The sequence below is a fragment of the Rhizobium skierniewicense Ch11 genome, assembly GCF_023757665.1.
Lineage (GTDB): Bacteria > Pseudomonadota > Alphaproteobacteria > Rhizobiales > Rhizobiaceae > Agrobacterium > Agrobacterium skierniewicense.
Map to the genome: position 1 here is coordinate 178180 of NZ_RXPG01000028.1, position 12978 is coordinate 191157.

The window sequence follows — 12978 nt, forward strand, 5'->3', positions numbered from 1 at the left end:
AAACGAAAGACTGCCGATGAAAAAGCTGACCCTTTCCCCCATCCGCTCCCAAATTTGCAAATTTGGCTGCATCGCATTTGCAGGTATTGCAATAGCGCTTGCGCCTGCAACCGCCAATGCCGACGCAGGCTTCCGCCAGTGGATCAACCAGTTCTATGCCACCGCTGCCAAGCAAGGTATCACCAAATCGACCTATCAGAAAGCGTTCGCAGGCGTGACCGAGCCCGACCCGGATGCCCTGCGCAAGGCAACCTTCCAGCCGGAATTCACCACCAAGATCTGGGATTACGTCGATAGCCGCGTCAATCCCTATACGGTGCGCATCGGCCGCGAAATGAAGATGAAGCATGCCACGACGCTCAATTGGATCGAGCGCAATTTCAAGGTGGACAAGCACATCATTCTGGCCATCTGGTCGATGGAATCAAACTACGGCGCGGTTCTGGAAAAGCCCGAACGGCTCCACAACATCACACAGGCCCTGGCGACGCTCGCCTATTCCGATCCCAAGCGGGGCAAATTTGCCCGCAACCAGTTGATTGCGGCGCTGAAAATCCTGCAGAACGGCGACGTGACGCCAAAACAACTGACCGGCTCCTGGGCCGGTGCCATGGGCCACACGCAGTTCATCCCCACCAGCTATCTGCTGTATGCCGTCGATGCTGACGGCAATGGCAAGCGGGATATCTGGCACTCCATTCCCGACGCGCTGGCAACGGCTGCAAACCTTCTCGCCAAGAACGGCTGGGAACCGGGCCGGACCTGGGGCTATGAGGCCGTCGTACCCAACGGTGGCGCACGGTATGAAGGCCAGACCAAGAGCATGGCCGAATGGCAGAAGCTCGGCTTTGCCCGCCCCAGCGGCAAGGGCTTTCCGCGCGGCGCAGACCGCGCCATGCTGAAAATGCAGGGTGGCGACAACGGCCCCGGCTTCCTGATGACGAAAAACTTTTTCACCATCAAAAGATACAATGCGTCCGACAGCTATGCGCTTGCCGTTGGCCTTCTCGCAGACGAGATTGCCGGCACAGGCGGCATGCAGCAGCGCTGGCCGCGTCCGGACAACACGCTCGACGTCAAGGAAAAGTTCGAATTGCAGTCGCGCATGAAAGAACTCGGCTATTATGACGGCGAGGTGGACGGCAACTTCGGCTCCGGCTCGAAAGCTGCCATCAGCGCGATCCAGAAACGCATGGGCATGGAAAACGACGGCGAACCTTCCCGCCTGTTGCTGCGCGCCCTGCGCAATTGACACCCGCCTGTGGCGGACCCAGAATAACAAAAACAATCGGACCCGTCCGGGAGGTTCATCTGTGGTGAAAAAGAAAGCGGGCCGTTTTGCAGGCATGACGCGGCGGACCATCGCTGTGTTGATCGCGCTTGTCATATCCCTGCCCGTCACATCGCATAAGGCCGACGCGCAGGAAATGCGTGAACGCCGCACTCTGTTTGAAATGATGTTCGGTTCTCCCAACAGGCGCAACGACCGCATGTATGCGCCCGACCCCAACCAGCAGCGGATGCGACGCGCGCCACCGCGCGACAACCGCGCAGTCACCCGCCCCTCTGCCCCGCGCAAGACGCCATCCGTGGTGCAGATGCGCACCGAAAAGCCAGCACCCGTGGCCAAGCTTGAAAATGCCCGCCGTGTTCTCGTCATCGGCGACTTTCTGGCGGGCAACATGGGTGAAGCGCTGGTATCCACCTTCCAGAGTTCGCCCGCGATCACGATCGATGTGCGCTCGAACGGCTCCTCCGGCCTCGTGCGCACGGATTATTATGACTGGTTTGGCAACCTGCCGCAATTCCTGACGGAGACAAAGCCCGCCACCGTCGTCATCATGATCGGCTCCAACGACCGCCAACAGATGGAGATCAACGGCACGAAAGAGAAATACGGCACCGATCTGTGGTTTAAGGAATATGAGCGTCGCATCGATGCGCTGATCACCCTTGCCAAACGCCAGCAGGTGCCGGTTCTCTGGGTCGGCCTGCCTGCGTTCCAGTCGCCATCGCTCACCGCAGATTTCGTCGGCTTCAACCGCCTTTATCGCAGCCACATCGAAAAGGCGGGCGGAGAGTTCGTGGACGTCTGGGATGGCTTCGTGGACGAAAACGGAAAATTCGTGACCACCGGCTATGACGTCAACGGCCAGCAGGCGCGTCTGCGCGAAGCCGATGGCATCGGCATGACGCAGGCCGGCAAGCAGAAGCTCGCCTTCTACGTCGAGAAATTCGTGCGGCGCCATCTGGATGGCGCAAGTCCTGACCTCACGACACTCGACGGCAGCAACCTGCCAGCCCTCACCTCGCTACCAGCCCTGGGCATCGACGCCCAACAGGTCCGCACCCAGCCCATCAGCCTGACCGACCCAGACCTCGATGGCGGCGACGTGCTCTTGGGCGACAAACCCGCAGCCAAATTCTCAGTCGTGCCTTCCCCTCGGGAAAGGCTCACAAAACAAGGCTTGATGGACGCAGCACCGCTGGGCCGCGTAGATGATTATCGCCTGCCAGCGCCAGGGGAAACGGCGGCGAAGTAGGCGGTGACGTCAGTGCCAAGTCGATGAGCTTTCGCCGTTGAATTGTCGTGGGCAAAATAAATGGCTAAACTCTTCTGTTGGCGTAACCGTTTGTTTCCAAAGAAGAAGCAACTCGATCGTTCTCCCGTGCAACAAGGCTTTGCCTGTGCTACACATCCTTCATGGCACTTATAACTCTTGCCGTATCCGGCTACCGTTCACTTCGCAGTCTCGTGCTCCCGCTCGAAAGGTTGAACGTGGTTACGGGTGCGAATGGAAGCGGGAAGTCGAGCCTTTACCGCGCACTGCATCTCCTCGCGGATGTTGCGCAGGGTCAGGCGATTGCTTCACTCGCTGCCGAGGGAGGTCTACGGTCGACGATGTGGGCCGGCGGCTCAGGCTATTCGACCGCCATGCGCTCAGGACGATCCCCGATGCAGGGAAACATCGGACGTGGACCGGTTTCGCTTCGCCTCGGTTTCGCGTCGGATGACTATGGCTACGCAATCGACTTGGGTCTTCCCATCCCCGGACCCGGCGCTAGCCGAGAGGATGCTTCACTCTTTGGCGACGATCCGGTTGTGAAAGCAGAAGCCGTGTGGGCCGGAGAGAGGCTGTCACGGCACAACACCATCGCAAGACGCGGCAACGCATCGGTTCTGGTGCAGGATTCGAGCGGTCGCCTGCGCCCTGTCGTGACCGATCTCGCATCCTTCGAAACGATGATGATGCGTGCGGCCGATCCGACCAACGCGGTTGAATTGCTCCTTCTGCGTGAGCGCATGAAAGCATGGCGCTTCTACGATCACTTCCGCACTGACCGTGATGCTCCATCGCGCATTCCCCGCATCGGTACGCGCACGGTCGCACTGGCATCCGATGGCTCCGATCTGGCTCCAGCCGTTCAGACGGTGCGCGAGATCGGCAATGGACCAGCTTTCGACGCAACAATCGAGGATGCCTTCCCTGGATCGTCTGTTGAGATCGATGCAGCGAATGGCTTGTTTCGCCTTTCGATGCGCCAAAGCGGGCTTCACCGCCCTCTTGATGCATCGGAACTTTCGGACGGCACCTTACGGTATATTGCGCTGGCCACCGTGCTCCATACGCCGCGACCACCGGAGTTAATGGTCCTAAATGAGCCGGAGGGCAGCCTGCATCCAAGTCTGCTTGAACCGCTCGCACGAATGATTGCCGCCGCCAGCGCATACAGTCAGGTCATCGTCGTCAGTCATGCCAAAGCGCTTGTCGATGCCCTTGCCGATCATGGTGCGCAGATGCTGGGATTGGAAAAGGAAAATGGCGAAACGATTGTCGCAAACGTCGAGCCTCCAGCATGGGCATGGCCGGAACGCTGATTCGTTTGAGAGCCTTCCTTCAGACGAAGAAAACGGTGGTCTTATGCGGCTGAACTGCCATGCCTCACCCCGCACCAATAATCTCTCGATTATGGCTCACCAACAAAAAAAGCCTCCGAAGGCAAAACCCTCGGAGGCTATATATTTAGACCGATCCCGCCTCAGCTCGGCAACAGCGTCTCGCCCATCAGCGCCTCATCAATCGCACGGGCGGCCTGACGGCCTTCGCGGATGGCCCAGACGACGAGGGACTGGCCGCGGCGGACGTCGCCGGCGACCCAGAGCTTGTCGACCGAAGTCTTGTAGTCCTTGTCATTCGCAACAACGTTGGTGGAACCACGGCGGTCGGTGTTCAGCGTCAGCTTGCCGTCCAGTTCCTTGAGGACGCTGTCTGTGAACGGGCCGGAGAAGCCGATGGCGATGAACGCGAGGTCTGCCTTGATGATGAATTCGGTCCCGGCAATCGGCTTGCGGGCGTCATCCACCTGGCAGCATTTCACGCCGGTCAGGACACCATCTTCATCACCGACGAATTCAAGCGTAGCGACCTGAAATTCGCGCGCTGCACCTTCGGCCTGCGAAGAAGACGTGCGCATCTTGGTCGCCCAATAGGGCCAGACAGCGAGCTTGTCTTCCTTTTCCGGCGGCATCGGACGGATATCGAGCTGGGTGACTTTGACCGCACCCTGACGGAACGCCGTGCCGACGCAGTCCGACGCCGTATCGCCACCGCCAACAACGACGACATGCTTGCCACCGGCGAGGATCGGATCGGAAGGCCAGCCGATGCTGTCGATGTTTTCGCGACCGACGCGGCGGTTCTGCTGCACCAGATAGGGCATGGCATCGTGTACGCCGTGAAATTCTGTGCCGCCGATACCGGCTGGACGCGGGGTCTCCGAGCCACCGCAATAAAGCACGGCATCGTGATCCGCTATCAGCGTTTCAACGGTCACGTCAACGCCGACATTGACGCCGTAATGGAAGGTCACGCCCTCGCCCTTGATCTGCTCGACGCGGCGGTCGATGAAGTTCTTCTCCATCTTGAAGTCGGGAATACCATAGCGCAGCAAGCCGCCCGCCTTGGATTCGCGCTCGTAGACATGCACGTCATGACCGGCGCGACCGAGCTGCTGGGCAGCAGCGAGCCCTGAAGGACCGGAGCCGATGATCGCGACCTTCTTGCCGGTGTGAATGGTCGCAGGCTTCGGTACGATGAAGCCAAGCTCATAGGCCTTGTCGGCAATCGCCTGCTCGACGGTCTTGATCGCCACCGGCGCGTCTTCGAGGTTCAGCGTGCAGGCTTCCTCGCACGGCGCCGGACAGACACGGCCGGTGAATTCCGGGAAGTTGTTGGTGGAGTGGAGGTTGCGGATCGCCTCTTCCCAGTTGTTGTTATAGACCAGATCGTTCCAGTCGGGGATCTGGTTGTGAACGGGGCAACCGGTTGGGCCGTGGCAATAGGGAATGCCACAGTCCATGCAGCGCGCGGCCTGCTTCTGCACTTCCGGGTCCGACATGGGAATGGTGAATTCCCGGAAATGGCGAATACGGTCCGACGCCGGCTGATACTTGCCAACCTGACGGTCGATCTCCAGAAAACCTGTAACCTTGCCCATGTTATATCCTCACATCAAAGCAGGGCACCCGTCGGGCCCCAGTACGTCTAAGCGCCGCCCACGGCTGCTCTCAGTACGATAAACTCAAGTCTGATCTCGCTGCCCGTCCAAAAGGTCGCCGTGGGAACGGCGACCGTGATCAGGAGCAAGATCAGTCGGTGGTGTGTCTTTACGCGTCGGACTACTCCGCAGCCACGCCCATTTTCATCCGTTCCATATCCTCAAGCGCACGGCGGTATTCGACCGGCATGACCTTGCGGAATTTCGGGCGGAACTCGCTCCAGCGGTCGAGGATGTCCTTGGCGCGGTTGGAGTTGGTGTAATGGAAGTGGTTGGAGATCATCTGGTAGAGGCGCTCTTCATCGTGGCGTGTCATGTCTTCGGAAACGTCAACACGTCCCTTGTGCATGAGGTCGCCGCCGTGGTGGTGCAGCTTTTCCAGCATGTCGTCTTCTTCCGGAACCGGCTCCAGCTCGACCATGGCCATGTTGCAGCGCTTGGCGAAGTCACCCTTTTCGTCAAGCACATAGGCCACGCCACCGGACATGCCAGCCGCGAAGTTGCGCCCGGTTTCACCCAGCACCACCACGATGCCACCCGTCATATATTCGCAGCCATGGTCACCCACACCTTCGACAACGGCGATGGCGCCGGAGTTGCGCACAGCGAAGCGTTCACCTGCCACGCCTCGGAAATAGCACTCGCCCGTGATGGCGCCGTAGAGAACGGTGTTGCCGACGATGATCGAGTTTTCCGCAGCGATGCGGGAGTTTTCCGGCGGACGCACGATGATGCGGCCACCCGACAGACCCTTGCCGACATAGTCGTTGCCGTCACCCACCAGATCGAACGTAATGCCACGGGCAAGGAAGGCACCAAACGACTGGCCTGCCGTCCCGCGCAACAGCACGTGGATCGTATCGTCCTTGAGACCCTTATGGCCCCAACGCTTGGCAAGCGCACCGGAAAGCATGGCACCGGCCGAGCGGTCCACATTCTTGATCGGCACTTCAAAAACCACAGGCTCGCGGTTTTCAAGCGACGGCATCGACTTCTCGATCAGCTTGCGGTCGAGAATATCGTCGATCGGGTGCTTCTGACGCTGCGTCCAGTAGGTCGCTTCCTTGGGTGCTTCGACCTTGTGGAAGATGCGGCTGAAATCGAGCCCCTTGGCCTTCCAGTGGGCCAGCATCTCATCCTTTTCGAGCAGTTCCGAAGCGCCGATGATCTCGTCCAGCTTGGACACGCCCAGCGAGGCGAGAATTTCGCGCACTTCTTCGGCAACGAAGAAGAAGTAGTTGATGACGTGTTCAGGCGCGCCCTTGAAGCGCTTGCGCAGGACCGGGTCCTGCGTCGCGACGCCCACGGGGCAGGTATTCAGATGGCACTTGCGCATCATGATGCAACCGGCAGCAATCAGCGGAGCCGTCGCAAAGCCGAACTCATCTGCGCCTAGGAGAGCGCCGATGATGACGTCACGACCCGTCTTCAAGCCGCCATCCACCTGCAAAGCGATACGCGAACGCAAGCCGTTCATGACCAGCGTCTGCTGGGTCTCGGCAAGGCCGATTTCCCATGGGGAACCGGCATGCTTGAGCGAGGTGAGCGGCGACGCACCCGTGCCGCCATCAAAACCGGAGACGGTGATATGGTCTGCGCGTGCCTTGGCAACACCGGCGGCAACCGTGCCGACGCCGACTTCAGACACCAGCTTGACGGAAACATCGGCTTCCGGGTTGACGTTCTTCAGATCGTAGATCAGCTGCGCCAGATCTTCGATGGAGTAGATGTCGTGATGCGGCGGCGGCGAAATAAGGCCAACGCCCGGGGTGGAATGGCGGGTCTTGGCAACTGTCGCATCCACCTTGTGGCCGGGCAACTGACCGCCTTCGCCGGGCTTGGCACCCTGCGCGACCTTGATCTGGAGCATATCGGCATTGACAAGATATTCCGTCGTCACACCGAAGCGGCCGGATGCGATCTGCTTGATGGCAGAGCGTTCGGGGTTCGGATTGCCATTGAGCAATGGCAGATAGCGGTCGGACTCTTCACCACCCTCACCTGTGTTCGACTTGCCGCCGATGCGGTTCATCGCAATGGCCAGTGTGGTATGCGCTTCGCGGCTGATGGAGCCGAAGGACATGGCGCCGGTGGAGAAACGCTTGACGATATCGACGGCAGGCTCGACCTCATCAATGGCAATAGGCTTGCGGCCCAGCGCCTCTGCAGACTTCACCTTGAACAGACCGCGAATGGTGTTCATGCGCAGATTGGTGTCGTTCACCATTTCGGCAAACTCGCGGTAACGCTCCTGGCTGTTGCCGCGCACGGCGTGCTGCAGGGTGGCAACCGCATCCGGGCTCCAGGCATGGCTCTCGCCGCGTATGCGGTAGGCATATTCGCCACCGATATCCAGTGTGCTGGCGAGGATCGGGTCCTTGCCGAAGGCGTCGGTGTGACGCGATACGGTTTCCTCAGCGATCTCCGTCAAGCCAACGCCTTCAATTTGCGTGGCAGTGCCGGAGAAATACTGCTCGATGAACTCCGATGACAGGCCGATCGCGTCGAAAATCTGCGCACCGCAATAGGACTGATAGGTGGAAATACCCATCTTGGACATGACCTTCAGGATGCCCTTACCGACAGCCTTGATGTAGCGGTACACCACTTCATCATCAGACACTTCCTTTGGAAAGGCATTGTGCTTGTGCATGTCCAGCAACGTATCGAAAGCAAGATACGGGTTGATCGCTTCGGCACCATAACCGGCCAGCAGGCAGAAATGGTGGATTTCGCGCGGCTCGCCGGTTTCGACAACGAGACCAACAGAGGTGCGCAGACCCTTGCGGATCAGGTGGTGATGGACGGCAGCCGTTGCCAGCAACGCAGGAATGGCGATGCGATCCGGTCCCAGCTGACGATCGGAGAGAACGATGATGTTGTAGCCGCCACGAACAGCCGATTCCGCACGCTCGCACAGGCGGTCGAGCATCTCAGGCATGCCTTCGGCACCACGCTCGACGGCATAGGTAAAGTCCAGCGTCTTTGTGTCGAAGCGGTCTTCCGTGTGACCAATGGAGCGGATCTTTTCCAGATCGCCATTGGTCAGGATAGGCTGGCGCACTTCCAGACGTTTGGCGCGGGCCGCACCTTCATGGTCGAGGATGTTCGGACGTGGACCGATGAAGGAGACGAGGCTCATCACCAGCTCTTCGCGGATCGGGTCGATGGGCGGGTTGGTGACCTGCGCAAAGTTCTGCTTGAAGTATGTATAGAGAAGCTTCGACTTCGACGACATGGCCGAAATCGGCGTATCCGTGCCCATCGAGCCGATGGCTTCCTGACCGGTCGTCGCCATGGGCGACATCAGAAGCTTGGTGTCTTCGCTGGTGTAGCCGAATGCCTGCTGACGATCCAGAAGCGAGACGTCACGACGCAAGGCGCGCGGCTCGACAGGCTTCAGGTCTTCGAGGATCAGCTGGGTGCGATCCAGCCACGTCCGGTAAGGGTGCTTGGTCGCAAGTTCACGCTTCACGTCCTCATCGGAGATGATCGCGCCCTTTTCCATATCGATCAGCAGCATCTTGCCGGGCTGCAAACGCCACTTCTTGATGATGCGCTCTTCCGGCACCGGCAATGTACCCGCTTCGGATGCCATGATGATGCGGTCGTCATCGGTCACGAGATAGCGGGCGGGACGCAGACCGTTGCGGTCGAGCGTCGCGCCGATCTGCTTACCATCGGTGAAGGCGACGGCTGCAGGGCCATCCCATGGCTCCATCAGCGCTGCGTGGTATTCGTAGAATGCCTTGCGTTCCGGCGACATGGACTGGTTGCCCGCCCACGCTTCCGGGATCAGCATCATCACGGCATGTGCCATGGAGTAACCGCCACGCACGAGGAATTCGAGCGCGTTGTCGAAGCAGGCCGTGTCGGACTGGCCCTCATAGGAAATCGGCCAGAGCTTGGAGATGTCCTCACCAAACAGCGGCGATGCGACAGAGGCCTGACGCGCCGCCATCCAGTTGACGTTGCCGCGCAGCGTGTTGATTTCACCATTATGGGCAACCATGCGGTACGGGTGCGCCAGCTTCCACGATGGGAAGGTGTTGGTCGAGAAACGCTGGTGAACGAGGGCAACCGCACTTTCAAAGCGCGGGTCAGCCAAGTCCTTGTAATAGGCACCGACCTGATAGGCCAGGAACATGCCCTTGTAGACGATGGTCGAGGAAGACAGCGAAACGGGGTAGAAATCCTGTGCTTCCTTGCCGCCACCCGCATCGTAGATGGTGTTAGAAATGACCTTGCGGATCAGAAACAGCTGACGCTCGAAATCGGCATTGGTGGCGGCATCACGGCCAGCGCCGATGAAGACCTGCACGTGGTGCGGCTCTGTCGCGGCAATCTCGGGCGCCTCCGACAGGGAGGAGTTATCGACAGGCACATCGCGGAAGCCGAGGAACTGCTGTCCCGCATCGGCGACGACATCGATGATGACCTTCTTGTAGTGCTCGATCTGAGCTGCGTCGCGCGACATGAAGATGTGGCCAACGGCGTATTCGCCAGCCTTCGGCAATGTCACGCCCTGAAGCGCCATTTCCTCGCGGAAGAACTTGTCGGGGATTTGCACCAGAATGCCCGCGCCATCACCCATCAACGGGTCGGCGCCGACGGCACCACGATGGGTCAGGTTTTCGAGAATGAACAGGCCATCCTTGACGATCTGGTGCGACTTCTGGCCCTTCATATGCGCCACGAAGCCGACGCCGCAGGCATCATGCTCGTTGCGCGGATCGTAAAGACCCTGCTTGGGAGGCAGACCACCAATCGTCGCGCGCGCGCCAGCTTTCGGCCGCACGTCCGTCGGACAGTCATTGGTCAAGGTAGCAGTGGCGTTTTCGCCTTCCAGCTTGATTGTCATTTTTCGTCCCTCCTGCAACAGGTTGCATGGCTTCACGCGAAGAGGCGGAAGCTCAGCCACCTCACCGTTTCCGATAGTGGCCTTGCGTCCGCCTGTCAATTTAGGACAGCAATACTGTCTTAATTCTGGTGAGATTTTGACAGAAACACTCGGACTCTGCAAGTCCATGCCAACATTTTATAAACAGACGAAATGACGGTAAATGTCTCGCCCGAGATTCCTGGCGCAATTTTCTTCCGACAACGAAGCGAAATCGTTGCTTTCATTGTCCGATTTGCGTTCCCAAGGATAAGACCATAAAACGACAATCGTTTGGCAGACCAGCCACTCCCGACATCATCAACTCATCGAAAGTGCAGACCCATGTTTTTTGCTTCCGACAATTGGGCAGGCGCCCACCCCGCCATCAATGAGCGGCTGATGAAGGAATCCACCCGTTTCGCCGCAGCCTACGGCACCAGCGAACTGGACCGCGCCATCGAAAAGCGCTTCAACGAAATTTTCGAGCGTGAGGTCGCCGTCTTCTTCGTTGGCACTGGAACTGCCGCTAATTCTCTTGCCATGGCCAGTGTCGCCCGCCCCGGCGGCATCGCGTTTTGCCATTCCGAAGCACACGTCATTGAGGACGAGTGCGGCGCGCCGGTCTACTTTTCCAATGCCTCGCGCCTGATGCCGGTCGCTGGCCCCAATGGCAAGATGCTGCCGAAGAACCTGGAAGCCGCCATTGGCCGCTTTCCACCCGGCTCCATCCATCAGGGCCAGCCCATGCTGGTCACGGTCACACAGGCAACGGAACAGGGCACGGTCTACGAGCTTGATGAAATTGATGCCATTTCAAAGATCGCCAAAAATGCTGGCGTGCCGCTTCATATGGACGGCGCACGGTTCGGCAACGCGCTGATCGCGCTGGACACGACGCCGGCCGAGATGACATGGAAGCGCGGCGTGGACATCCTGTCCTTTGGCGCCACCAAGAATGGCTGCTGGTGCGCGGAAGCCATTGTTTACATGGACCCCAAAACGGCAGAAGACCTGCCCTTCATCCGGAAGCGCTCCGCCCAGCTTTTCTCGAAGACCCGTTTCATGGCTGCCCAATTCGACGCTTATTTCACGGACGGTCTGTGGCTGGAACTCGCCACCCACGCCAACGCCATGGCAACGCGTCTGCGCGAAGGACTGTCCGCCTCCAACAGCGCACGGCTGGCTTGGCCCACCCAATCCAATGAGCTTTTCGTGGTGCTAAACAAGGACAAGGCGAAGGCTGCCAAAGAAGCCGGTGCCAGCTTCTACGACTGGCCCGTCCCGCACGATATGCCGGAACCCGTTGGCGACAACGAACAACTCATCCGCCTCGTCACAAGCTTTGCAACGCTGGAAAACGACGTAGACGATTTCCTGCGGATTTGTGGCGCGGCTTGACGCCGATTTGGTGGCCGATGGGCGGACACCCACGCTCCATACGTCATCCTCGGGCTTGACCCGAGGATCTATCCACTTTCGGTTTTGGCAACGGGATCGGATCCTCGGGACAGGCCGAGGATAATGTCAATGGGCTTGGCAACGTTCGTCATTTCAGCAAACAAGGCTGGAATGACGAACGGAAACTCAAACAAAACTCCCCTGCACCATACCTTTCGCCATGACCAGCTTGGATAAGGCCTCAACCAGTTCCGCATCTGCTCCTTTTCGCGGTTGAAGCACGAATTCCACGTCTTCCAATGCGGGTAGCGCACCCTTTGGCAGTTCCCGCAATCCCGATGGCGCCATACTACGGGGCTGGACGAGAACCCCCATACCGGCGCGAGTGGCAGCCGCCAGGCCGCTAAGACTGGCGCAGGTGCAGACGATGCGCCAGGCGACACCGGCGCGGTCGAGCGCTTCCTGCGCTGCCTTGCGGGTAATGCTGGGCGCTGGAAAAGCGATCAGCGGCAGAGCGTTTTCGCGCGACAACACGGCATCCGGGTCTTTCGCCAACCAAACCAGCGGTTCCCGGTACAGGAAGTGGCCGAGCTGATCACCCAGCCGCCGCTTGGCGAGCACCACATCCAGCTCACCATTATCCTGCATTTCGTAGAGAGCGCCGCTCAGCGCCACCGTCAATTCCAGATCGACCAGCGGATAAAGCCGCGTGAACTCCTCCAGAATGACCGTCAGGCGGCTGGCGACAAAATCTTCGGAGACGCCGAGGCGCAGGCGGCCACGCAGCTTGCTTTCCCCGAAGAGAGCAGCAACCTTGTTGTTGATATCGAGCATGTTGCGCGCGTACCCCAGCAGCGCCTCGCCCTCGGGCGTCAGGCGGACCCGGTGAGTGTCACGCGCGATCAGACGTTGGCCGAGAAACGCCTCCAGCCGCTGAATATGCTGACTGAGCGTCGATTGACCAATGCCCAACCGTTCGGCGGCATGGGTGAAACTCATGGTCTGTTCCAGTGTTACAAAGCTGGCAAGGTGCTGAAGATTGAGCATTGTTATCTCACATTACGATAACTGTTAGTTTTTGCATCTGCTTTCATGATGAGTGATAGTGCGGACCAATTCAACGAAAAACCGGAAACACG

7 protein-coding genes are annotated in these 12978 nt (G+C 59.3%); 4 read left to right on the forward strand and 3 right to left on the reverse strand.

What is annotated here, in order from left to right; all coding sequences use genetic code 11:
• Positions 1-16: 16 nt before the first annotated feature.
• The 3 genes from EKM04_RS17530 to EKM04_RS17540 all read left to right on the forward strand — a co-directional run bounded on the left by EKM04_RS17530 (position 17) and on the right by EKM04_RS17540 (position 3880).
• On the forward strand, positions 17-1252 hold the full coding sequence (locus EKM04_RS17530) for a lytic murein transglycosylase (protein WP_183895916.1): 1236 nt from the start codon (positions 17-19) through the stop codon (positions 1250-1252).
• Positions 1253-1346: 94 nt separating this feature from the next.
• The gene (locus EKM04_RS17535) at positions 1347-2543 is read left to right on the forward strand and encodes an SGNH/GDSL hydrolase family protein (protein WP_183896142.1); all 1197 of its coding nucleotides are present in this window, start codon (positions 1347-1349) and stop codon (positions 2541-2543) included.
• 161 nt (positions 2544-2704) lie between these two features.
• A complete protein-coding gene (locus EKM04_RS17540) occupies positions 2705-3880 on the forward strand; it encodes an AAA family ATPase (protein WP_183895919.1) in 1176 nt (391 codons plus the stop codon).
• A gap of 161 nt (positions 3881-4041) precedes the next feature.
• On the opposite strand, the gene EKM04_RS17545 is transcribed toward EKM04_RS17540, so the two are convergent.
• Together EKM04_RS17545 and gltB are read right to left on the reverse strand one after the other, a co-directional pair.
• Positions 4042-5499 carry a glutamate synthase subunit beta gene (locus tag EKM04_RS17545; protein WP_183895921.1) on the reverse strand — a complete coding sequence of 486 codons (1458 nt, stop codon included), beginning with the start codon at positions 5497-5499 and terminating at the stop codon, positions 4042-4044.
• 181 nt (positions 5500-5680) lie between these two features.
• Positions 5681-10420: a glutamate synthase large subunit gene (gene gltB, locus EKM04_RS17550; protein WP_183895923.1), complete on the reverse strand. Its 4740-nt coding sequence runs from the start codon at positions 10418-10420 to the stop codon at positions 5681-5683.
• A 363-nt stretch (positions 10421-10783) separates the two neighbouring features.
• Between gltB and EKM04_RS17555 the strand changes: the two genes are divergently transcribed.
• Complete coding sequence (locus tag EKM04_RS17555; protein WP_183895925.1) at positions 10784-11839, forward strand: threonine aldolase family protein; 1056 nt, start codon at positions 10784-10786, stop codon at positions 11837-11839.
• A 186-nt stretch (positions 11840-12025) separates the two neighbouring features.
• Here EKM04_RS17555 and EKM04_RS17560 read toward each other — a convergent pair whose 3' ends face one another.
• Positions 12026-12886 carry a LysR substrate-binding domain-containing protein gene (locus EKM04_RS17560; protein ID WP_183895927.1) on the reverse strand — a complete coding sequence of 287 codons (861 nt, stop codon included), beginning with the start codon at positions 12884-12886 and terminating at the stop codon, positions 12026-12028.
• Positions 12887-12978 lie beyond the last annotated feature (92 nt).